The organism is Pseudomonas sp. B21-019, assembly GCF_024749225.1.
In the GTDB taxonomy this organism is placed as follows: Bacteria; Pseudomonadota; Gammaproteobacteria; order Pseudomonadales; family Pseudomonadaceae; genus Aquipseudomonas.
In genome coordinates, this window is record NZ_CP087193.1 from 1,507,066 (window position 1) to 1,531,646 (window position 24,581).

Sequence of the window (24,581 nt, forward strand, 5' to 3'; positions counted from 1 at the left end):
CCTGGCCTCCCATTTCGGTAGGGCAGGTGTCGCGACACGTTTGGTGAATTATGAAAACGTGTCGCGGAGCTGACCGAGGCAAAGTGAGAAAGTCCCACTTCGGTCCGGATGGCTCAAATGTGAGCCAGGATCACAATTGAATGCGCCTGTTCTAGCCTGCTGTCAGGTGGGTGGCTAGATTTTTAGCTCATTATATCGAAGCTCTCGTATTGGGATGAACGTGTCAGATGAGCCAATATTTATAGTTTGCCCTAGACAGATAAATAGGTTGTCTGGCGCATTAGGCATATTGATTGTTCGGAGGATTTCTAATGTCTTCTCGGCTGCTTCTTTAGTTTCCACAATAAATATCAGTGTGAATGATTTGAGGTCGCGTGTGAGGAGGTTTTTTTTTGCTCGATTTAAAGCTTGTTCGTAAGCGTCGATTCTTGGTGCACGGAATATTTTTATGTCATAGGCATGGAGCGAATTATCGTCAACGCCCAGAATGTCAGCATACCCGTCGTCGATAATAAAGGCAGTATTATGCTTGGTGAGAGCGAAATTAAGAATTGCGCTTGTGATAGCTTTGTACGCTAGAAGTGCCTCGCCTAAACTTTGTTTTCTATTGGCCTGTGAAACGTCATGAACTTCACTCAGTGTCTCTTCCGATACACTGGCAGCAAGGAATTTTTTTGAATACTTTAAAAAGCCTTCTGGCTTATACATCAGAAAGGTTTCTAGCTTTCCAATTCTGAGCGCTTCGTCTACGAGTTCTACTCGTGGGCCAGTGGTTTTTGTACCATCTAGCTCCACATGAGTCCACCAGTCCTCTTTAGAGTCATCTGTGATGAAGATTACTTTCTTGTTCGGGTATGTAGCTGCCATTGCTAATAGTTGAGTCCATACGAAATAGTCTCCATATTTCCTTTTATAAATTAGCCCGTTGTGAAGAAATTCATCTGGTGAATCTTTGTCTTTGCCGTCATCTTTGTAGCCCGGTGGAAACTTATTTTTATATCTTTCTTCTGCTTCTTTGTTTTTTTTGTTGATTTCCTCTTGATCTAGATAGGCGGGGCCGACTTTCTTATTGAATAACTCCTCAATGCGTTCTTTTAGGGGGTCGCGGGCTGTCAGAGTTTGTTGGGATTTCTGTAGTTCTTCGAGCTCTCTCAGGAAGCTTTCTGTCAGTTTTTCGAAACCACTGATCAATGGCTCTGGATTGATGAGAGCGTGCCTCTGTTTTAGTTGTAGACTGTGAATGTCTTTTGAGAGATTTGCTTTCGCATTTTCAATTACTTTCCGAATGTCCGTAAAGCGCCTGCCTTGACCCGCGATTACAGTGAGTCGATTTTTTTGAAACTCCAGCGCTACATGGTGCGGTAGCCATACTCGGTCTGCCAGTTTTTCAATAACATTTAGAAGTTCTTCTCGAGTGCTTTCTTGATATCGATATAGATTTAATAAAACATTTGTGTCGAACACAAATAATGCATTTTTCCACGTTTCTTCAAAATTCACGGTACTTGAATGATCGTATTGCGGAAAGAGTCCCTTCATATGCCCTCCAGGCACGTGACCCACAAGGCAAGTGGGTAGCTATTGATATGGCATCATCTTGCCGGCTTTTCGCGCGCTTGTCGAAAACCTCTGCGAACTCTGGTGTGCCCGTTCTGGGTCGACGGTTCAGCCTGAAACGGTCAGCTCTGCAATTCCCTGCCTTATGAAGTCAAGGTTCTAATCAGCGTCGAAAGCGCCCCGCGCACGTTTTCAGCTACGTCGGCGGAACCGCGCTGCTCTACCCAATTGGAGAGCTCCTCCACTGCGGCACCCAGAGCGATCTGGTTTTGAGTCTGTGCATTGAGTAAGCCGGCGATCAGTGTGTTGTTCATTGCATCCCTCCATGTGAACTCGAAGAGTGGCAGGGATGGTTTGCGACGAAAGCGTCGACGTTATTCAGTCCATTATTTGGGTATGCAGAGATCCTGGGCTAGCGTCATGAGTGCAGGACAAATGGTTGGCCTGCCGATGAACTTCTTGCTCAAAGGAACGACGATGGAACGCTATGGGAATCTGGGAGGTGACTCAAATGTGGCCGCATTTGAGATAGGGAACGGATCTATCACGGTTGAGTTCAATGACCGGTCGCAATACCTGTACACAAATCAAAGTGCAGGATCTGGACCTATCTCGGAAATGCATCGATTGGCGAGAGCCGGTAGAGGGCTAAATAGCTACATCTCGCGTGTAGTTAGGAAAGGCTACGCAAGGAAGATCCGCTAAGAAGTGGAGCGCGCGACACGTTTTGCGAATTTTGAAAACGTGTCGCAGCTAGCGATTACTTATCTCGTGGCTGGTTGGGGAGGCGGATGCCGTAGTGTTCTGGCGGGCTTTCAAGGTTGCTTAATAGATTTGCAAGCAACTCGTAATCCGTTTCGAGCTCATGGAGCTTTTTATAGCTGTGTTCTTGATGATTGAGCGTGGTGAAAAAGCTTCGCTTTACCTCCTCCAGGAGTGCCTGAATCTCCTCGAGATCATCCACGTTGACGGAGATATCCTGCGAAGAGAGGTAGACCTCTGTTCGATCAGGGTTGTACATCGTTGGAAGTCGACCATCAACGACCGTGAGATCGCGCAACTCATCAAACTTTGCTTTCGCGGCGTATGCGTCCCAGTTGAATGTTGGGCGTGCCATTTACTTGCTCCTAGCGATTGGCGAAGCTGGGAGAGTAGCAGCTCCTACCCGCTTTGCTGCGAACGCCAAGGCTTCGAATTCAAACCTGTTCCAACCTGCAGGTGCCGGCCAATCGGTTGAGAACTTAGCCGATCGCGCGTGCCCGTCTCACTGAGAGCAAATCGTCTAGCTTTGAGATATTCCACTGCGGAAATTGGATTTTGCAGGGTTTTCCTCTGGTAGATGTGCCATCTGCTTGATTAAGGGATACCGCGGAGATCTCCTCAAACCTGAGTGCATTAGCCAGATGCACGGAGTTTTGCTCGCATCCCGTCCGTGCACCAGGTGTGCTCAGATCTGAGTACACCGACGATGGTCCAGTTTTGGACTATCAGGCTTTCGGATTTGAAGTCCAGAAGGGTCAGATTTGAGATCCGACCCTTGCGCTCGCATTCTATGCAGTTGTCTTTGTTTGTGGAGATTCCATCGCTTCTTGCGCTGCAAGCCCGTTTTCGACCTTTTGAGTTTCTGCCTTGAGAATCCGTTCTGAAGTTTCAGCTAGCTTTTTTGATATCGCCGAGAAACCTGGAATTTTAGATAGGGCGTCCATCGAGTCAGAAAGCTTTGCGCTATTTTCAAGTGCGTCCATTAAAGGGTGATCTGATTTGTTGTAGTCAGTAATGAGCTTTCCAGGATTCTCAGAGCTGACTTGGAGCAGATTAAAGAGAAGTCTTGTTCTAAGTTCATCTCGAACCAAACTCTCGCGAGGTAGCGATTCAATTTGGTTTGATAGGCCGGAAAAGGTTTTTCCAAGGACCGCCTTGTGTGTATATTCTTCAATTAGTCGTTTGGATAAGTTAAGTTTCTTGTTTGATGAGTATGCAAGCCATAATACGGGAAAGTATAGAGGAAAAATGGAGATGATCAGGCTTGGCGTGTCCTTTATCACCTGCACGAGATCTGAGCCCCTCCAACCAAGAAGGTAAATATCAACGAAGAAAGGGATCAATGAAACTGTTACCATTAATCCGATTGCAATGGCAAAGCTTTTCTCGTATTTTTCTTGAGAGACTATCTCGTCTTCTTTCTTTTTTTCATACGCGGCACTTAAACCTTCGGCCATTGCGCCAGGCAGCAATCCGGTCAGCTGATTGTTGATCGCTAGAATTCTATCTTTTGACTCTGAAACCAACTTTTCAAATTTTTCATTCTCGGTCTTCAGTTGTTTTTCATGCTTGTCAGTTATAGTTGATGTTAGATTTTGGATTGTTTCGTTAAGCTCGACTGCTTGGTTTGCAACTCCGTCGTAAGAAGTCTTTAACTCGTCTACTAGTCCGTCTACTCGCTCTACAGTGCCGTCGGCGGCTTTTATTTCTACTCCAAGAATTTCTGCGTGTAATTCATCTATATCGGCTTTTCTCTTTATTGAGTGTGTAAGTAGGCTGTCAATGTTTTCGCTGATTCTTTTGGAGTTTTCCAAAAGTTTATTAATAAGCTCTACTTGTTCTGGAAGTTGTGCACTTTCGCTCAGTGCTGATTTTATTATCGTGTAGTTTGATGTAATGTCGGTGGCCTGTGCTTCAGCCTGATCTTTAGCTTTTAAAAGCTCTGCATATGCTGTTTGGCTGGCTGTTACGATTGACTGAGTTAGTGCTTTGTCTTGCTCTACGGAGTCTCTAATCATTCGTATTTTGACAAGCTCAGCCTTAGCGTCGACGTTGAGTGCGGTGAGCTCTGTTAACGCGGTGTCGATACTTGATTTTGTCGCGATTATTTTTTCTTCAATCGCTTTGGCATTTTTTGCGGCGTTGCTGGCAATTTCTTCCGAGTCAGTTGCCTTTGTTTTTATTTCTTGTCGAAGGGCGTCGAAACCTTTCTCAACTTCTGATCGAAATGCGTCAAAGACCTTTTGGTCAACACCTAGAAAAGACATAAATTCCCCAATATCCCTATACGCAAAAGTTGATTATTAAAACGGCAGAGGCTCAGTAGGCTTCTTTTGCCGCTGGAACAGGCATCTATTTTCGTGCAAGGAGACAGCTTCCGCCACGTTCGGGGCATCAGTCAACGAGAGGAATGCGCATTTTTTTGCAATCTCTTGTTGCGTTACCCGTAACGGGTTCTTATAGTGTTGATTCGTTACGGGTAACGCATTGTGATTACCGGAGGAAATATGACTGACGAGAAGAAACCCAAAGGCCTAGCTGAAAGGCAGCGACTGTTCCGCGAGCGGCAGCGAGAGGCCGGGTTCACGCAGAGGACGTTGTGGATTCATACCGAAGCTGAGGACGCGGGCAGGCGCGCAGCTGCCAATGGTGAGCCTTGTGAGCCCATGGGTGCCATGCACCCTCTAAGCTGGGCGGCAGGATGGATTAGCGAAACAGAAAGCATGGATCCGGAACTTGTGGACGATATCCGGCGAAGCAAACACCCTTGATTTGGGTGCTTTTTATCGGCTGAGGATTCAGCCAATTTAGGAAAGGTGCCAAGCCGCTGCGTCAACAGCGGCCTGGCTGCCACACGACGCCACTTGAAGGTATACGTCATGCAACTTTACCAAATTACCAGTAACACACTGAAAGGCCAAGGGAACACGACTCTCGTAGGGGGCGCGCAATGAGCCAGACGCCTGCCAACATCGCCGACGACGCGCTCGACCTGCTGCGCGCCACCCACGAACGCATCAATCACATGCGGGTGTTGTTCAACTCCATCATCAAGGACATGAAGCATGGTAAGTCGCACGATATCGAGGAGCTGGCCAACCTTGGCGGCTTCCTGGGTTATGACTGGGCGAACTATGTCGACTGCGAAGTCGAGAAGATGCAGGACGCTCTGGACACCGCGGAGGTGGCCAAATGATCGGGCAAATCAAAAGCCGTGATGACCTGAGCTTTACGAAGCGTGACGACGGAGGACGGCTGATCAATTGGCCCCTGTATAACCGCGGAGCGCCGGCGGACTGGGCAAAGGGTATCGCCTGTTTCGATGGTGAAGTCTTTGAGCTGGCCTCCCATGATGAAACCGAAGCGTTCCACGCCATCCAATTCGCAATTGTGGGAATGGGTGGGCGGTGCACAAGCCTAGAAACTGGATTCATTGATCGCGTGGCCCGGGCGGCGGTAATTGGGCTTCGTGCACTGCGTGATGGTGCCGAGCCGTTCGCTCCCACAGACGCTGACTGACAACCACGAAAACTCCGTAGTAACCAGGGCACTACCCCACAACAGGGTGGTGCCTTCTTACATTTGGCCCACCGGCGCGGATGGGCAATGCCTGTTTTGGCAGACTGGTATGGTAGATATTTATAAGGGTGTATTGATTCGATACAGGAAGAATTGATTTAGTGGTATTGAATCAATACACGATGGGTTAATTTCTGAACATAACCGGACGGAACGGTACTGTTGGTTTTTCTACGTGTATTGATTCGATACCGCTCTGTGTATTGATTTGATACCGGATCAAATCGAATTTGTCAGATCTCGGACCGTTCTCGGCGGGGCGCTAGTTGGGGATATTTCGAGTTCTTTGCCTGGGCAATCGTCAATCGAATACCAGGAAAGCGCGTACAGCGCGCACCGCGAGCCGTGCCGGGAGAAAACACTGCTTCGGGTTTGGATGATCCACCCTCCATTCAAGAGATCAGTCAGCGCCTTTTGCAAAATGTTCGGAGAGCTCACCCCCCACTCTTTCGCCATTGTTCTTGTGGCTGACAGGTCACCGTTGTTATTCCCGTTGTACTGCATGTGCAGCTCCATCAGAACCCCCCTGGCGGTGAAGCTCAGCGCACGATAGGGGGCAGACTGCCCCATCTGCCACAGCATCATGGCAAACGGTTTGGCCTTGGGTTTAAACCCCTTTCTTTTTGTCGCCATACGGCCGCTCACAGGCAGGCGCAGAAACGCCCTCAGCATTGAGGGCATCTCCGCGATCTTGGATTACGACGCTTCGCGCATGAGGATGTATTTGGCCACGCGATGAGGTGGCCGGCCTGGCTCAGTGGACTGATGCGTCCAGTAGGTGCGGATCTCATGCCCCTTTTTCCTGAGGCGGCGGATCGTGTTTGGTGGCTGGACAATATCCAGATTTTTGGCAGCTTCAATGGTCGATACCGGGCCGTTTCTCAGCGCCTCGATCATCTTGCGGTCTTGCTCGGTAGAAGAATGGCGTGTCATAGTTTGCCCTTCACGTTGGTGCTAGCCAGTGTGTTCTCGCTAAGGCGGTGTTCGAGCACCGCCTTGGCAATCTCTAGCGCATTCCTGCGCAATACTTCCTCCTGATTATTTTTGTGATTCACCGTGCGCCTTCCCTAGCTGCGCGCTCAATGAATGCCTTCAGTTCGGATGCCAACGCTAGGCGGCGCCGACCAATCTTGAACGTCTTGATTTCGCCTTGAGCGATGAGCTCGTAAGTAGCTGAACGCGAGATCCCCAAAATGCGTGCGGATTCTTCGACGCTCACCGACAGCGGTGCCATTTGTTGCTGAGCTTGTTCCATGGTTTATCTCCGATACCCCGGTCACCGGTGCCAAGGTCTGCGGCAATCCTATTGCTGTGAATCGTGCACGTCAACTGCAATCACTGGATGGGTGTGAGCGCATGGACTTATCCGGACGCAATATGTACGATTCGATTTACGCATAAATTGACAGAGGCTTAAGAGATGGCGAAGAACAAGCCCAGCCAAGGCGCACGGAAGACGGAGACGTTGACACTTCGTCTCGATCCCAAGGTTAAGCTAATGATTGAGCTGATCTCTCGCATTCGCCGCCAATCAATCACCGGAGTAGTAGAAGCTGCGATTGAGGAGATAGCTTTCGATCTCGACGCGCCGTTTGTATCTGGAGGCGAGGCACACCCTATGTCGCTTCTCAGCGCGGTGAGCGAAATATGGTCAACGGACGAAAGCGAGCGGTTTGTTCAACTTTGTCATTATTTGCCATCGTTGATCACGTACGAGGAGCAGCGAATTTGGGAGACCATCAAGGCCTCTAAGTTCTTTGTCGTTGCTGACTCTCGCGATATGGAAACTTACTGGGAAGTTCCAGGGGTGGGGCGGATTGATCGGCAGAATCTTCGGCGCTGGTGGACTAATCTTCTGGATCATGTAGAAGATAACAAAGAGAGTAGGACGATCGTTCCTTTCGAGCCGCCCTTTTAAAGTAAATCAACAGCAGCAGCCTTCGTGCCAGGGGCCAGGTGAGCATATCGAAGCGTCATCTTGATATCGGCGTGCCCCAACAAATCCCGCACTGTGTTGAGCGGTACACCGACCATTACCAGGCGTGACGCGAAGTCGTGTCGCATATCGTGCCATCGGAAGCCCTCGATCTTGGCGCGCTCCAGTAGATTGAGCCAGGCGCTTTTAACGTCCTCTAGGCGGCCGCCGGCCTGACTCGGGAAAACGTACCGAGACTTACCTACCTGCTTTTTCCAATCCTCCAGTACGCCGAAGGTTTCCCTGTTCATTGGGATATGCCGTGTGTCGCTCGTTTTGGTGGTGGCGCCGGCGGCGGTGATCGTCTTCGTTTGGAAGTTCACCGCTGACCATTTCAGGTCGAACAGTTCGCCGCGCCTCATGCCGGTATTCAGCGACACCAGCACCATGGGCTTCAGGTGGTCGGTGAAGGGCAATTTCAGCAAGCTCGGCATCAACTCTTTGCCGCGGTCTGCTCGCCACTTGTTCGCCGTCTCGCGCTCGGCCCGCGCCTCGTCTTGACGCGCGTCTAGTGCTTCGCGCAGTCGCTTGGTCTCGTCGGCATCCAGATAGCGGACCAGCCCCATGGAGTCGACCTTGAGGGCTTTGAGCCTCTCCATCGGGTGGGCGTCGATGTACTCCCACTCAACAGCTCTACTGAAGACGCCGCTGATGGAGCCCATTTTGCGGTTGACCGTCGATGGCTTGTTGCCGGCCTGCATCCAACCGGTGCGGATCTGGTCAAGATCCCGACCAGTGATTGAGTCGAGACGCTGGCGCATGATCGCCTCGAAGTTGTTATCGAGCGTGTGCAGGGTTTTCTCATGCCCTTTGTGGTGCGCCTTGAACCAGGGCATATAGGTGTCGTCGATGAACTGGCGCAACGAGGGGAGGGCGGCACCTTTCCGTCCCTGTGCGACAGCTAGCGGCTCCCCGTGGGCGTGCGCATCGGCCAGATACTGGGCGGCTTCGGTGCGCGCCTGATCAAGCGTCACCACTCCGACGCGGCCGAGGGTGGCATTCTTGTTGCGACCCCAGGTCACCATGTAGGATTTATGCCCACTCGGCAGCACGCGGATGAACAAGCCGGGCTGTACAGTGTCATGCACGCGGTAAGCCTTCGGCTCAATGGGCAGGCTGTTGATGAGCTTTTGGGTGATCTTCGTTTTCAAGCAATACAGCTCCGTGACAGCACCGTGGCAGCAAAAAGAACTATACGGGGCCGTTTTTATGGACGCAACCGGACGAAAAGCCCAGCAGTTACGGGGCTTTGTCAGGCGGGTCGGCGTTTAAATTGACCCTCCTAAGGGGAAGGTTGGCAGTTCGAACCTGCCCTGGGACACCATATAATTCAAGGCCTACAGCGTTTCTTCGTTTCTCTGCTTAACCCTCATGGGTGCTAGGTGGGTGCAACAGGTATGCTTTAAGCAAAGAAAAGCCCTGCTCAGATTGTTATCTGGCGGGGCTTTTTCATAACTGTCGTGTCATATCAAGCTTAGCTGCCAGTCCTCCACAGGAGGGCGTGAGAGGCGGTCTATCGACTCTCCCGATCAATCGTGAAAATGGACGCGCTGCGCGTACCACCAACACCCCCAGACGATGGTGATCACCAGGGAGGCGACGCAGAAGATTATGGTTTGACGCGCATTGCCAAGATCCTCTCGGGCAAGCAAGCCAAGCGCCTGGAGGGCTGCCCCTCCAAAAAGCGCCAGGAACCCCATTCGCCACGCAAACATGCGCTGTCGGTAAACGTCGAAAGCCAGCGGGAGCATAACGGCGCCATAGATTACGGAAAGATAGCGAAGTCTGACGTCTGCATAGTGTGTAAAGACCGAACCACTTGGATCGCCAAGGGAAGGCTGGATATCCGTTATGGCAGAAACGCAGAACATGAGCCCTTGGAAGGCGAGCACCGCTGTGACAATCACGATGACAGTGGGTGGCCGCTTTGGGGAGCTCCGAAGCTCATCGGGCGGCAAACCTTTTGATGCAATCGCGACCTGATTACTCAGCGCCGTGCGAATGACGTCAGACAGCCATGCCTGATCGTTGCGGGAAAACCACATACAGATCCGCACCACGCCAATCCCACAGGCAATCATTGCAAGCCCCCCCAGCGGCAAGAGTGTGGTGTGGGGCGCAGGCACGGCGGCAAATAATGCCAATGCTGTATGGAACGCACAAAACCCGAACCAGAAGCCCATGAAGAGCTTAACGGACCAGTGCAGCGCAAAACGCCCGGTTAGCACGACCTGGTTTTGGCGCACCTGGAATCGGCCGACGAAAAGTGGCTTGAATGAGTTGCGTACCATCGGGATGACACGTTGAAGCGAAACGCGAGACTCCGTCACCGTTCCCACGGCCGCTTCTCGCGAAAAGGCAAACATAGACCAGCGCCGTGTCGCTGCTTTCAGGCGCTCAACAGATTCCGCCAGTCCGAACGAGCTCTCAAACTCGACCAGATCCGATCCCACCCAAAGTTCCCTCATCCATCGGAACATACACCCCCCTCTGGGCGCGTCATGCTTGGATTTCACGTTGGTATCGTGCAATTCATATTCGACCTTCCCTGGTCTCCATTCTCATCAACTGCTCAACCCCAGCCCACGATCAAGCCGTCAGCGTATGCTCGGAATCCCCGAACCAGGTGCGCACCAGATCGGGTCCAGGCGTACCAGTGTGGTCAAGCACCGCCACATCGACGAAATTCTTGCCATTGCTTGCGCCATCAGGGTCCACCTTCACGGTGATGTCGTTGCCGGTCTGCACCACTTGGACAAAGTCCGACACCTGGCTGGTGCCGGCGACAAAGTTCGCCTTGAGCAGTGCGGAGAGGTCGATTTTGTCCCCTTCGGCGTAGTTGTAGTCGAGGATATGGTCGCCGCCTTCATTCACGTTGAAGTAGGCAAACACGTCGGCTCCCGCGCCACCGCTGAGCGTGTCTGCACCGCCACGGCCCACGATGATGTCGTTGCCGTCGCCGCCACTGATCGTGTCTGCGAGCATGGTGCCCACCAGCGTGCCGCTGGATTCTCCGTGGTAACTGACTTGAGTGCCGGCCGCGCCGCCGTCGGTGACCTGGAAGTCTTCCGCCGAGTAATGCCCCAGCAGGTTCACCTCGGCCCGATGCACGCCGTCGTCCACTGTCAGCAGGCCGCCGGCGCCAGAGGCGTTGGTGTTGTAGCTGAGTTGGGTGTTGGCGCCGAAAGTGAGATTGCCGAACGTCAGCATGTCATTGCTCTCAAGGCCGAGGATGCCGGCCAGCGAGCCCGCTGTTTCGGCCTGTGCGATCACCAGCGTACCCGCGCCTTCGCCGTGGAAGGCGACGGACCCGTGTGCAGCACCGGAGAAGGTCAGGGTCGCGTTACCGTCGATGGTCGCGCTGCCATCGCCGGTCACGTCGGCCAGCAGGCGCAGGTCACCACCATTGGCCCACAGGTGGCCGGTGTTTTCGACCGTGCTGGCCACCGTCATGCCGCCTGGGCCCGTGGACTCCAGCACCCCGCTGTTGGTGATGGTGTGGGTGCCGGTGTCGAGCACCAGGCTGTTCAGCCCGCTGGCCATGATCAGCCCCGAATTGATCAGCACCATCTGCCCGGCACCCAACTGGCCGGCGCCGGAAATGCGGTTGTCGACGTTGTTCAGTACGGTGTCGGCGCTGCCGCCGAAAATCACGTTTTGCGCGTTGTCGGATAGCAGCACCTGGCCGCCACCGGTCAAGGTCGCGCCACGGAACAGAACCTCAAGGCTGGTTGCGCTGCCGGCGGAGCCGAGCTCGATGGTGCCGCTGTTATGGATACTGCCACCGAACGGCATGATCGCGCCGTCGGCAATGGTGAGGGTACCGGCGTTGTTGGTAAGCGGGTCGACATCGAACTGGAAGTTCGCTTCGCTCAAGTCCGCTGCATCGACACCTTTGAGAGTGACCGTTTGGCCGGAGCTTATGCTGACCAGTGCATTGCCGTTGGCGTCGTTAGTGATACTCAAGTCTGCAAAGCCGTTGATGCCCGTGAAGCCGACCAAGTCGATCTTGTCCGCCGCGGCATCGAAATTGAAGATCTGGTTGTTGCCGATCGGTTGGGCGAAGACGAAGGTGTCGGCACCGGACGAGCCGGTCAGGTTGTCGTTAGCGGACAAGGCGAAGATCGGCGCACCCGGGGCGTAGACTTCGACGTTGTTGAACACGTAGGCACTTGCGGTGCTGCCGTCGCTGTTGCTCCAGCTCATGTTGACATCAAGCACCAACGCTCCCACGAAGTCGCTTGGGGGTGTCACGGTTAATGCGCCGGGATCGCTGGTCTGTACGGTCCAGGTGCCGTCGCCATTGTCGGTTCCTGCATTGAACACCCATCCCGAAGGAACACCGCTGATGGCCACCGTCACCGGGCCGCTAATATCTGCCAATGGAGCGTAGAGGGCTAGGTTGATGGGTTCGCCGGCAACGCCTGCCGGAAGGTTTGCACTGCTCCCGGCAGCACCAGGATTACCCGCCAGGTCGGTGTAGCTGTTCGCGGCAACGTCGACTTTTATGCTACCGCCCTGCGTTCTGGTCAGCGTCGCTGTGAAGGTATCGCCGTCAACCTGGGTAAAGTTACTGAAGGTTCCGCGGGGCGTTCCACTCGTGGTCGTCACCGAGACGTCAGCAAGGCTGAAACCGCTCACCGTCTCACTGAACTGGAATGTGACCGTCGACGTTGAACCGACCGAACTCCCTAAGGCCGTCCCCGTCACTGCCACCGTCGGCGGCACGGTATCAACTGGCGTCTCAACGACGTTCTGCACGTTTACCGTAATGGTCTGCGTGTCGACTCCGCCATTGCCGTCGGCCACCTGAACGTCCACAACATAGGCATTGTCGCCGGCGGTCCCACCGACATCCTGGGGATTCTCGTAGTCGGGCGCCGAATTGAACGTCAGCACCCCGCTCGAACTGATCGAGAATTTGCTGAAGTCTGTCCCGGCCGTATTCAGGATCGAGTAGCTCAGCGTCTGCGCTGGTAGATCGGCATCGGTCGCCACCACTGTCGTGACCGCCGTGGTGTTCTCCGCCACGCTGACCGAAGCGGTCGCACCACCACCGTTGGAGGTGATAATCGGGCTATTGTCGTTGACGCCCGTCACGGTTACCGCGATCGCCTGGTCGTCGAACAGCGTGCCGTCCGATGCCCGCACAATCACGTCATAGACGTTGTTCGTTCCCGAGTCAGTCGGTGCTTCAAAGTTGGGTGCAGAGATGAAGCTCAGCGCGCCTGTGCCTGAAGCGATCGAGAACTTCGCGGCATCCGCTCCGCCGACGATGCTGTAGGTCAGCGTTTGTGCCGGCAGGTCTGCATCGGTCGCTGCCACTGTCGTGACCGCCGTGGTGTTCTCCGCCACGCTGACCGAAGCCGTCGCACCACCGCCGTTGGAGGTGATCACCGGGGAGTTGTCGTTGACGCCTGTCACGGTTACCGCGATCGCCTGGTCGTCGAACAGCGTGCCGTCCGATGCCCGCACAATCACGTCATAGACGTTGTTCGTTCCCGAATCAGTCGGTGCTTCAAAGTTGGGTGCAGAGATAAAGCTCAGCGCGCCTGTGCCTGAAGCGATCGAGAACTTCGCGGCATCCACTCCGCCGACGATGCTGTAGGTCAGCGTTTGTGCCGGCAGGTCTGCATCGGTCGCTGCCACTGTCGTGACCGCCGTGGTGTTCTCCGCCACGTTGACCGAAGCGGTCGCACCACCGCCGTTGGAGGTGATCACCGGGGAGTTGTCGTTGACGCCTGTCACGGTTACCGCGATCGCCTGGTCGTCGAACAGCGTGCCGTCCGATGCCCGCACAATCACGTCATAGACGTTGTTCGTTCCCGAATCAGTCGGTGCTTCAAAGTTGGGTGCAGAGATAAAGCTCAGCGCGCCTGTGCCTGAAGCGATCGAGAACTTCGCGGCATCCGCTCCGCCGACGATGCTGTAGGTCAGCGTTTGTGCCGGCAGGTCTGCATCGGTCGCTGCCACTGTCGTGACCGCCGTGGTGTTCTCCGCCACGTTGACCGAAGCGGTCGCACCACCGCCGTTGGAGGTGATCACCGGGGAGTTGTCGTTGACGCCTGTCACGGTTACCGCGATCGCCTGGTCGTCGAACAGCGTGCCGTCCGATGCCCGCACAATCACGTCATAGACGTTGTTCGTTCCCGAATCAGTCGGTGCTTCAAAGTTGGGTGCAGAGATAAAGCTCAGCGCGCCTGTGCCTGAAGCGATCGAGAACTTCGCGGCATCCGCTCCGCCGACGATGCTGTAGGTCAGCGTTTGTGCCGGCAGATCAACATCAGTCGCCGTTACCGTTGTGACCGCCGTGGTGTTCTCTACCACATTGATCGAAGCCGTCGCACCACCACCGTTTGAGGTGATTGTCGGTGAGTCGTTGCTGCCGGCGATATGAACGGTGACTGAGGTGAGGGTGCCATCGGCACTGCTCACCGCGAAGGTGTCGGTGTAGGTGGTGCCGGCAGCGAACTCGTTGTGCGCGGAATTGGCGACGTAGGTCCAGGCACCGCCGGTGCCGATGGAGAACTGGCCGTAGCTGCCGGCGGTGTTGGTTTGTGCGACGAAGGTTGCGGCACTGTCGACGTCGCTGATGGTCAGGGTGCCGGTGGTGGAGATGTCGACGGCGGCATTGGTCTCGGTGAGGTTGGCGGTGCCAGCGGACAGCACGGCCGCATCGTTGGTACCGAGGATGTGCACGGTGACCGAAGTGAGGGTGCCGTCGGCACTGCTCACCGCGAAGGTGTCGGTGTAGGTGGTGCCGGCGGCGAACTCGTTGTGCGCGGAATTGGCGACGTAGGTCCAGGCACCGCCGGTGCCGATGGAGAACTGGCCGTAGCTGCCGGCGGTGTTGGTTTGCGCGACGAAGGTTGCGGCACTGTCGACGTCGCTGATGGTCAGGGTGCCGGCGGTGGAGATGTCGACGGCGGCATTGGTCTCGGTGAGGTTGGCGGTGCCAGCGGACAGCACGGCCGCATCGTTGGTACCGAGGATGTGCACGGTGACCGAAGTGAGGGTGCCGTCGGCACTGCTCACCGCGAAGGTGTCGGTGTAGGTGGTGCCGGCAGCGAACTCGTTGTGCGCGGAATTGGCGACGTAGGTCCAGGCTCCGTCGGTGGCGATGGAGAACTGGCCGTAGCTGCCAGCGGTGTTGGTTTGCGTGTGGAAGCTTTCCGGGCTGTCGATATCACTGACGGTCAGGCTACCACCCGTAGTTAGCGGAGCATTGGTTTCGGTCAGTGTGACATTGGCCGAGGACAGCACGGCGGCGTCGTTGCTGCCGGTGACGGTGACAGTCACCTGCTGGGTGTCGACACCGCCGAGGCCATCGCTGACCTGGACGCTGAACACTTCGTTATGAGTCTCGCCGGCCTGCAACGATTGCACGGCACTGGCGACGCCATTGGTGCCGTTGGCCAGGGTGTAAGTCCATTGGCCCGTGCTGTCCACGGCGATTGAGCCGTAGGTTCCGGTGGCCGAGCCATTGATCGACCAAGTGGCGGTGGCATCGTGGTCGATGTCGCTTGAGCTGAATTGGCCACTGACGCTGAGGCTGGTGTCTTCCTGCACCGCGCCAAGCTCGTTGCCGCTGGCGAAACTGAGTACGGGTGCATCATTGCTGCCGGTGACAGTGACGGTCACCTGCTGGGTGGCGACGCCGCCGAGGCCATCGCTGACCTGCACGCTGAACACTTCGTTATGGCTCTCGCCGGCCTGCAACGATTGCACGGCACTGGCGACGCCATCGGTGCCGTTGGCCAGGGTGTAAGTCCATTGGCCGCTGCCGTCGACGGCGATCGAGCCATAAGTGCCGGTATTGGACCCGGCAATGCTCCAGGTGGCGGTGGCCGCATGATCGATGTCGGCCGAGCTGAACTGGCCACTGACGCTGAGGGTGCTGTCTTCCTGCACCGCACCGGCATCGTTGCCCGACGCGAAGCTGAGCACGGGGGCGTCGTTGCTGCCGGTGACGGTGACAGTCACCTGCTGGGTGTCGACGCCGCCCAGGCCATCGCTGACCTGGATGGTGAATACTTCGTTATGAGTCTCGCCGGCCTTCAGTGACTGCACCGCACTGGCAACGCCATCGGTGCCGTTGGCCAGGGTGTAAGTCCACTGACCGCTGCCGTCGACGGCGATCGAGCCATAAGTGCCGGTATTGGACCCGGCAATGCTCCAGGTGGCGGTGGCCGCATGATCGATGTCGGCCGAGCTGAACTGGCCACTGACGCTGAGGGTGGTGTCTTCCTTCACGGCGCCGGCATCGTTGCCGCTCGCGAAGCTGAGTACGGGTGCGTCGTTGCTGCCGGTGACGGTGACGGTCACCTGCTGGGTGTCGACGCCACCGAGGCCATCGCTGACCTGCACGCTGAACACTTCGTTGTGACTCTCGCCGGCCTGCAACGATTGCACGGCACTGGCGACGCCATTGGTGCCGTTGGCCAAGGTGTAAGTCCACTGACCGCTGCCGTCCACGGCGATCGAGCCATAAGTGCCGGTATTGGACCCGGCAATGCTCCAGGTGGCGGTGGCCGCATGATCGATGTCGGCCGAGCTGAACTGGCCACTGACGCTGAGGGTGGTGTCTTCCTTCACGGCGCCGGCATCGTTGCCGCTCGCGAAGCTGAGTACGGGTGCGTCGTTGCTGCCGGTGACGGTGACGGTCACCTGCTGGGTGTCGACGCCGCCGAGGCCATCGCTGACCTGGATGGTGAACACTTCGTTATGAGTCTCGCCGGCCTTCAGTGACTGCACGGCACTGGCGACGCCATCGGTGCCGTTGGCCAGGGTGTAGGTCCACTGACCGCTGCTGTCGACGGCGATCGAGCCATAAGTGCCGGTATTGGACCCGGCGATGCTCCAGGTGGCGGTGGCATTGTGATCAATGTCGCTTGAGCTGAACTGGCCGCTGACGCTGAGCGTGCTGTCTTCCTGCACGGTGCCGACATCGTTGCCGCTGGCGAAACTGAGTACGGGCGCGTCATTGCTGCCGGTGACGGTGACGGTCACCTGCTGGGTGTCGACGCCGCCGAGGCCATCGCTGACCTGGATGGTGAACACTTCGTTGTGACTCTCGCCGGCCTGCAGCGATTGCACGGCACTGGCAACGCCATCGGTGCCGTTGGCCAGGGTGTACGTCCATTGGCCGCTGCTGTCGACGGCGATCGAGCCATAAGTGCCGGTATTGGACCCGGCAATGCTCCAGGTGGCGGTGGCATTGTGATCGATGTCGGTCGAGCTGAATTGGCCACTGACGCTGAGGGTGGTGTCCTCCTGCACGTTGCCGGCATCGTTGCCCGACGCGAAGCTGAGCACTGGCGCGTCATTGCTGCCGGTGACGGTGACGGTCACTTGCTGGGTGTCGACGCCGCCGAGGCCATCGCTGACCTGGATGGTGAACACTTCGTTATGGCTCTCGCCGGCCTGCAACGATTGCACGGCACTGGCGACGCCATTGGTGCCGTTGGCCAGGGTGTAGGTCCATTGGCCCGTGATGTCGACGGCGATCGAGCCGTAAGTGCCGGTATTGGACCCGGCAATGCTCCAGGTGGCGGTGGCATTGTGATCGATGTCGCTTGAGCTGAACTGGCCGCTGACGCCGAGGGTGGTGTCCTCCTGCACGTTGCCGGCATCGTTGCCCGACGCGAAGCTGAGCACCGGGGCGTCGTTGCTGCCGGTGACAGTGACGGTCACTTGCTGGGTGTCGACGCCACCCAGGCCATCACTGACCTGGATGGTGAACACTTCATCGTGACTCTCGCCGGCCTGCAGCGATTGCACGGCACTGGCAACGCCATCGCTGCCGTTGGCCAGGGTGTACGTCCATTGGCCGCTGCTGTCGACGGCGATCGAGCCATAGGTTCCAGTTGCCGAGCCATTGATCGACCAGGTGGCGGTGGCCGCGTGGTCGATGTCGCTCGAGCTGAACTGGCCGCTGACGCTGAGGGTGGTGTCTTCCTGCACCGCGCCGACATCGTTGCCGCTGGCGAAGCTGAGTACCGGCGCGTCATTGCTGCCGGTGACGGTGATGGTCACCAGTTGGGTGTCGACGCCGCCGAGGCCATCGCTGACCTGCACACTGAACACTTCGTTGTGACTCTCGCCAACCTTCAGTGATTGCACCGCACTGGCGACGCCATCGGTGCCGTTGGCCAGGGTGTAAGTCCATTGGCCCGTGCTGTCGACGGCGATCGAGCCGTAGGTTCCAGTGGCCGAGCCATTGATCGACCAAGTGGCGGTGGCCGCGTGGTCGATGTCGTTCGAGCTGAACTGGCCACTGACGCTGAGGGTGGTGTCCTCCTGCACGTTGCCGGCATCGTTGCCGCTGGCGAAACTGAGCACGGGGGCGTCGTTGCTGCCGCTGACGGTGACGGTCACCTGCTGGGTGTCGACGCCGCCGAGGCCATCGCTGACCTGCACACTGAACACTTCGTTATGGCTCTCGCCGGCCTGCAACGATTGCACGGCACTGGCAACGCCATCGGTGCCGTTGGCCAGGGTGTAGGTCCACTTACCGCTGCCGTCCACGGCGATCGAACCATAGGTGCCGGTATTTGACCCGGCAATGCTCCAGGTGGCGGTGGCCGCGTGGTCGATGTCGGTCGAGCTGAACTGGCCACTGACGCTGAGGGTGGTGTCTTCCTGCACGGTGCCGGCATCGTTGCCGCTGGCGAAACTGAGTACGGGTGCGTCATTGCTGCCGGTGACAGTGACGGTCACCTGCTGGATGTCGACGCCGCCCAGGCCATCACTGACCTGCACGCTGAACACTTCGTTATGGCTCTCGCCGGCCTGCAACGATTGCACCGCGCTGGCGACGCCATTGGTGCCGTTGGTCAGGGTGTAGGTCCATTGACCGCTGCTGTCGACGGCGATCGAGCCGTAGGTTCCAGTTGCCGAGCCATTGATGGACCAGGTGGCGGTGGCTGCATGATCGATGTCGGTCGAGCTGAATTGGCCACTGACGCTGAGGGTGCTGTCCTCCTGCACCGCACCGGCATCGTTGCCCGACGCGAAGCTGAGTACCGGCGCGTCGTTGCTGCCGGTGACGGTGACGGTCACCTGCTGGGTGTCGACGCCACCGAGGCCATCGCTGACCTGGATGGTGAATACTTCGTTATGAGTCTCGCCGGCCTGCAACGATTGCACCGCACTGGCAACGCCATTGGTGCCGTTGGCCAAGGTGTAAGTCCACTGACCGCTGCTGTCGACGGCGATCGAGCCGTAGGTTCCAGTTGCCGAGCCATTGATGGACCAGGTGGCGGTGGCATTGTGATCGATGTCGCTCGAGCTGAATTGGCCACTGACGCTGAGGGTGGTGTCCTCCTGCACGTTGCCGGCATCGTTGCCCGACGCGAAGCTGAGCACCGGGGCGTCGTTGCTGCCGGTGACAGTGACGGTCACTTGCTGGGTGTCGACGCCACCCAGGCCATCACTGACCTGGATGGTGAACACTTCATCGTGACTCTCGCCGGCCTGCAGCGATTGCACCGCACTGGCAACGCCATTGGTGCCGTTGGCCAAGGTGTAAGTCCACTGACCGGTGCTGTCGACGGCGATCGAGCCGTAGGTTCCAGTTGCCGAGCCATTGATGGACCAGGTGGCGGTGGCTGCATGATCGATGTCGCTCGAGCTGAACTGGCCACTGACGCTGAGCGTGGTGTCCTCCTGCACGGTGCCGACATCGTTGCCGCTGGCGAAGCTGAGCACCGGCGCGTCGTTGCTGCCGGTGACGGTGACGGTCACCAGATGGGTGGCGACGCCGCCGAGGCCATCGCTGACCTGCACGCTGAACACTTCATTGTGACTCTCGCCGGCCTGCAACGATTGCACGGCACTGGCGACGCCATCGGTGCCGTTGGCCAGGGTGTAGGTCCATTGACCGCTGCTGTCGACGGCGATCGAGCCGTAGGTTCCAGTTGCCGAGCCATTGATCGACCAGGTGGCGGTGGCATTGTGATCGATGTCGCTCGAGTTGAACTGGCCGCTGACGCTGAGGGTGGTGTCTTCCTGCACCGCGCCAAGCTCGTTGCCGCTGGCGAAACTGAGTACTGGCGCATCGTTGCTGCCGGTGACGGTGACAGTCACCTGCTGGGTGTCGACACCGCCGAGGCCATCGCTGACCTGGATGGTGAACACTTCGTTGTGAGTCTCGCCGGCCTGCAGCGACTGCACGGCACTGGCGACGCCATCGGTGCCGTTGGCCAGGGTGTAAGTCCATTGACCGCTGCTGTCGACGGCGATTGAGCCGTAGGTTCCAGTGGCCGAGCCATTGATCGACCAAGTGGCGGTGGCATTGTGATCGATGTCGCTCGAGTTGAACTGGCCGCTGACGCTGAGGGTGGTGTCTTCCTGCACCGCGCCAAGCTCGTTGCCGCTGGCGAAACTGAGTACTGGCGCATCGTTGCTGCCGGTGACGGTGACAGTCACCTGCTGGGTGTCGACACCGCCGAGGCCATCGCTGACCTGGATGGTGAACACTTCGTTGTGAGTCTCGCCGGCCTGCAGCGACTGCACGGCACTGGCAACGCCATCGGTGCCGTTGGCCAGGGTGTACGTCCATTGGCCGCTGCTGTCGACGGCGATCGAGCCATAAGTGCCGGTATTGGACCCGGCAATGCTCCAAGTGGCGGTGGCATTGTGATCGATGTCGGTCGAGCTGAATTGGCCACTGACGCTGAGGGTGGTGTCCTCCTGCACGTTGCCGGCATCGTTGCCCGACGCGAAGCTGAGCACTGGCGCGTCATTGCTGCCGGTGACGGTGACGGTCACTTGCTGGGTGTCGACGCCGCCGAGGCCATCGCTGACCTGGATGGTGAACACTTCGTTATGGCTCTCGCCGGCCTGCAACGATTGCACGGCACTGGCGACGCCATTGGTGCCGTTGGCCAGGGTGTAGGTCCATTGGCCCGTGATGTCGACGGCGATCGAGCCGTAAGTGCCGGTATTGGACCCGGCAATGCTCCAGGTGGCGGTGGCATTGTGATCGATGTCGCTTGAGCTGAACTGGCCGCTGACGCCGAGGGTGGTGTCCTCCTGCACGTTGCCGGCATCGTTGCCCGACGCGAAGCTGAGCACCGGGGCGTCGTTGCTGCCGGTGACAGTGACGGTCACTTGCTGGGTGTCGACGCCACCCAGGCCATCACTGACCTGGATGGTGAACACTTCATCGTGACTCTCGCCGGCCTGCAGCGATTGCACGGCACTGGCAACGCCATCGCTGCCGTTGGCCAGGGTGTACGTCCATTGGCCGCTGCTGTCGACGGCGATCGAGCCGTAGGTTCCAGTTGCCGAGCCATTGATCGACCAGGTGGCGGTGGCTGCATGATCGATGTCGCTCGAGCTGAACTGGCCACTGACGCTGAGCGTGGTGTCCTCCTGCACGGTGCCGACATCGTTGCCGCTGGCGAAGCTGAGCACCGGCGCGTCATTGCTGCCGGTGACGGTGACGGTCACCAGATGGGTGGCGACGCCACCGAGGCCATCGCTGACCTGCACGCTGAACACTTCATTGTGACTCTCGCCGGCCTTCAGCGATTGCACCGCACTGGCGACGCCATCGGTGCCGTTGGCCAGGGTGTAAGTCCATTGGCCGGTGCTGTCGACGGCGATCGAGCCGTAAGTGCCGGTATTGGACCCGGCAATGCTCCAGGTGGCGGTGGCATTGTGATCGATGTCGGTCGAGCTGAATTGGCCACTGACGCTGAGCGTGCTGTCCTCCTGCACCGCACCGGCATCGTTGCCCGACGCGAAATTGAGCACCGGTGCGTCGTTGCTGCCGGTGACGGTGACGGTCACCAGATGGGTGGCGACGCCGCCGAGGCCATCGCTGACCTGCACGCTGAACACTTCGTTGTGACTCTCACCAACCTTCAGTGATTGCACCGCACTGGCAACGCCATCGGTGCCGTTGGCCAGGGTGTACGTCCACTTACCGGTGCCGTCCACGGCGATCGAACCATAGGTGCCGGTATTTGACCCGGCAATGCTCCAGGTGGCGGTGGCCGCGTGATCGATGTCGGTCGAGTTGAACTGGCCACTGACACTGAGGGTGCTGTCCTCCTGCACCGCACCGGCATCGTTGCCCGACGCGAAATTGAGCACCGGTGCGTCGTTGCTGCCGGTGACGGTGACGGTCACCAGATGGGTGGCGACGCCGCCGAGGCCATCGCTGACCTGCACACTGAACACTTCGTTGTGACTCTCGCCAACCTTCAGTGATTGCACCGCACTGGCAACGCCATCGGTGCCGTTGGCCAGGGTGTAGGTCCACTTACCGCTGCCGTCCACGGCGATCGAACCATAGGTGCCGGTATTTGACCCGGCAATGCTCCAGGTGGCGGTGGCCGCGTGATCGATGTCGGTCGAGCTGAACTGGCCACTGACACTGAGGGTGGTGTCTTCCTTCACGGCGCCGGCATCGTTGCCGCTCGCGAAGCTGAGCACCGGTGCGTCATTGCTGCCAGTAATGGTGATGGTCACAGTCTGCGTCGCCGAAGCAGCGTTAGCCGCGCCGCTGTTGTCGGTGGCGACCACGGTGTACGAGAAGGTGATGGTTTCACCTGCGCCAAGGAAGTCGAGGTTCTGGCTGGTGCTGTAGTCCCAGCTGTTGTGATCGACCGAGAACCCGGCAACCAACGCCGAAGCCACGCCCGCATTGAGCGTGCCGCCGCTCCAGGCGATGTTGCCGTTGGAGGTGTGCGACACAGTCACCACGTCGATGTTGTCCACATCGGCAAAGCTCAGTGCGCCGCTGTCGCTCAGTGTGGCCGCACCGTTGCCTTCGCTCATGGCGCCGGTGGTGTCGGCAATCGTCAGCGTCGGCCGGTCGTTGGTGCCGGTGATGGTAATGGTCACGGTCTGTACCGTGCCGTCGCCGATCGCCACGTTATAGGTCTGGGTGAGGGTCTGGCCTTCGCCCAGGAACTGCACGGCGGCGTTGTCTACCGCGAAGTGCCAGCCCAGTGAGCCGCTACCGGTGCCGGTGCTGTCGTGCAGTGGATCTGTGGTGAAGCTGCCCAGGTAGCCGGAAGCGCCCGGTGTGACGGTGACGCTGTGGGTGTCGATCAGGTCGGCGTCGGTGAAGGTGATGTTGCCGTTGGCGGCGTAGTCGCCACTGTCTTCCTTGGCATCGCCGGTCTGCACGCCGCTGGTGATGTGCACCTGGTCGTTGGTGCCGGTGATGGTGATGATCACATTTTGCGTTGTCGACGAACCATGCCCATCACTGACGGTGACCACATAGGTTTCGGTAGCTGTCTGACCCTGGGCCAGGTACTGGGCTGCCGCATTGTTCACGGTGTAAGTCCAGTTGACGGTGCCGTTGGCCGCATTGGCCGCTTCCATTACAGAGGCAAGGGCGAAGTTGCCCAGCGCTGTGGTATTGCCTCCCGCCGCCACGAATGAAGCGGTATGCGTGTCGCTCAGATCGACATCGCTAAATGCAATCGTGCCCGTCGTACTCAGCGAATCGGTAGTGCTCGGCGTTGTGGGCGCATCTTCGGTCACCGTGCCAGCCTGCACGCCGATGTTCATCGTCACACTGTCATTCATACCGGCAAATTGCACTTGCGCAGTGGCCCAACTGAGGGTGCCATTGCCGAGACGAATCGCATACGTAAAGCTGTCTGCCAGGGACGCTCCGGCAGCAAGTTCCTGAAGTTGCGCCTTGAAAGCAGTCGATAAAGTAGCGGCGTCGTAGCCGACTTTGCCATCCGATGTAATCCAGATTTTTGCCCCGTTGAGGCTGGTGTCGGTGCTCGTCGCTTCAATTCTGCTCGTGTCCTGGACCAGCAGATCGGCCGGGGCATAAACCTTGGTGGCAGTAGAAAGGCTGGTCGCGTTATCAACTGACCAGAGCGTCTTTGCGTTACCGCCCAGGTCATTGGACATGACATCCAGGTACACGACACCCTGCAGGTCTTCAGTGATGGTCACGCTGCTCGTGCCAATGACACCTGTAGTGAAAATGTCGTCCTGCGCCTGCGGCGTGTTGGAAAACGAAGTAACGGTGCCGCCGCTGGTCGTGGTGGTGGTAGCCATGTCTTTCTCCCGAGAATGCTTTTTTTATTGGAATCGCCAGGGACTGCTAACAGGACGAAGTCCCGTGCTTGCGCCGCTCAGAGTGTTCAGGAGCGGGACGGGGCGGCCGCCGGACATCGTCGGCATTCCAGGCCCGACGGAATAGGCGCTGCGGGCAGAGGGACGCGGGTGTCGCGGAGGTGAAAAAGTTCGCCGCACTTGAGGAGCGAATCGCAGGAGCGGTCGGGCGAATGTGGGCCCAAGCCTGGGGCTGCGCTGCGCTTGGCGCGCAGTAATCTGAGAGCACCCATATGAAAGGGACTCCTGAAGTAATGGCTAGGTGAGGCCGTGTTTTGGTACAGCACTGACTCAGGGAGACGGCCTTTCCTGATATCAGTTTGATAGGTGTTTAGTTGTGGGGTCAGGCTTTGTAAAGGTGTTAAGCGCAGGTAACAGTACGATGTGCCAATATTCCGACAAGTGGATGTTTTGGTGTCAATATTATGTCGATTTGTTTTTGGCGAAGTGCCCGCAGGCACTCAATAGTGGTGCGCCTAAAATGAGCTGAAACCCTTATGCGGCAAGGGCTGGCTGCGTAATTCCAGTGCAAGGACACTCTAAAATTGCAGCGTCAGCGGTTAGAAAAGCCCGTCAGAGCATTCCTCTGGCGGTTTTTTTCTTGCTCGAA

General features: G+C 57.6%; 13 protein-coding genes. 3 read left to right on the top strand and 10 right to left on the bottom strand.

The window, feature by feature from the left end:
* Positions 1 to 174: 174 nt before the first annotated feature.
* From LOY36_RS06715 to LOY36_RS06730, 4 genes are all read right to left on the bottom strand, one after another.
* Complete coding sequence (locus LOY36_RS06715; protein ID WP_258672701.1) at positions 175 to 1,539, bottom strand: PIN-like domain-containing protein; 1,365 nt, start codon at positions 1,537 to 1,539, stop codon at positions 175 to 177.
* A gap of 161 nt (positions 1,540 to 1,700) precedes the next feature.
* Positions 1,701 to 1,871, bottom strand: a complete 171-nt coding sequence (locus LOY36_RS06720; protein WP_258672702.1) for a hypothetical protein — start codon at positions 1,869 to 1,871, stop codon at positions 1,701 to 1,703.
* 446 nt (positions 1,872 to 2,317) lie between these two features.
* The gene (locus tag LOY36_RS06725; RefSeq protein WP_258672703.1) at positions 2,318 to 2,674 is read right to left on the bottom strand and encodes a hypothetical protein; all 357 of its coding nucleotides are present in this window, start codon (positions 2,672 to 2,674) and stop codon (positions 2,318 to 2,320) included.
* A gap of 433 nt (positions 2,675 to 3,107) precedes the next feature.
* Positions 3,108 to 4,586, bottom strand: a complete 1,479-nt coding sequence (locus LOY36_RS06730) for a hypothetical protein (RefSeq protein ID WP_258672704.1) — start codon at positions 4,584 to 4,586, stop codon at positions 3,108 to 3,110.
* Between the two features lie 683 nt (positions 4,587 to 5,269).
* Here LOY36_RS06730 and LOY36_RS06740 point away from each other — a divergent pair.
* Both LOY36_RS06740 and LOY36_RS06745 read left to right on the top strand, forming a co-directional pair.
* Positions 5,270 to 5,515 (top strand): hypothetical protein, encoded by a 246-nt coding sequence (locus LOY36_RS06740; protein WP_258672706.1) that lies wholly within the window; start codon positions 5,270 to 5,272, stop codon positions 5,513 to 5,515.
* Entirely contained in the window at positions 5,512 to 5,838 is a 327-nt protein-coding gene (locus tag LOY36_RS06745; RefSeq protein ID WP_258672707.1) for a hypothetical protein, read from the top strand. The genes LOY36_RS06740 and LOY36_RS06745 overlap by 4 nt, the downstream gene beginning before the upstream one ends.
* A 279-nt stretch (positions 5,839 to 6,117) precedes the next feature.
* Here the strand turns inward: LOY36_RS06745 and LOY36_RS06750 are convergent, their stop codons facing one another.
* The 3 genes from LOY36_RS06750 to LOY36_RS06760 form a co-directional block, all read right to left on the bottom strand.
* Positions 6,118 to 6,579, bottom strand: coding sequence for a hypothetical protein (locus LOY36_RS06750; RefSeq protein WP_258672709.1), 462 nt, complete (start codon positions 6,577 to 6,579; stop codon positions 6,118 to 6,120).
* A 15-nt stretch (positions 6,580 to 6,594) separates the two neighbouring features.
* Positions 6,595 to 6,831 carry a helix-turn-helix domain-containing protein gene (locus LOY36_RS06755; RefSeq protein WP_258672710.1) on the bottom strand — a complete coding sequence of 79 codons (237 nt, stop codon included), beginning with the start codon at positions 6,829 to 6,831 and terminating at the stop codon, positions 6,595 to 6,597.
* A 118-nt stretch (positions 6,832 to 6,949) separates the two neighbouring features.
* On the bottom strand, positions 6,950 to 7,153 hold the full coding sequence (locus LOY36_RS06760; protein WP_258672711.1) for a helix-turn-helix domain-containing protein: 204 nt from the start codon (positions 7,151 to 7,153) through the stop codon (positions 6,950 to 6,952).
* Between the two features lie 165 nt (positions 7,154 to 7,318).
* Here LOY36_RS06760 and LOY36_RS06765 point away from each other — a divergent pair, with 165 nt between their 5' ends.
* Positions 7,319 to 7,816: a hypothetical protein gene (locus LOY36_RS06765; protein ID WP_258672712.1), complete on the top strand. Its 498-nt coding sequence runs from the start codon at positions 7,319 to 7,321 to the stop codon at positions 7,814 to 7,816.
* Here the strand turns inward: LOY36_RS06765 and LOY36_RS06770 are convergent.
* From LOY36_RS06770 to LOY36_RS06780, 3 genes are all read right to left on the bottom strand, one after another.
* On the bottom strand, positions 7,813 to 9,024 hold the full coding sequence (locus LOY36_RS06770) for a site-specific integrase (protein ID WP_258672714.1): 1,212 nt from the start codon (positions 9,022 to 9,024) through the stop codon (positions 7,813 to 7,815). The genes LOY36_RS06765 and LOY36_RS06770 overlap by 4 nt on opposite strands.
* A 378-nt stretch (positions 9,025 to 9,402) precedes the next feature.
* Positions 9,403 to 10,326: a hypothetical protein gene (locus tag LOY36_RS06775; protein ID WP_258672715.1), complete on the bottom strand. Its 924-nt coding sequence runs from the start codon at positions 10,324 to 10,326 to the stop codon at positions 9,403 to 9,405.
* A 136-nt stretch (positions 10,327 to 10,462) separates the two neighbouring features.
* Positions 10,463 to 23,914, bottom strand: a complete 13,452-nt coding sequence (locus LOY36_RS06780; protein ID WP_258672717.1) for a VCBS domain-containing protein — start codon at positions 23,912 to 23,914, stop codon at positions 10,463 to 10,465.
* Positions 23,915 to 24,581 lie beyond the last annotated feature (667 nt).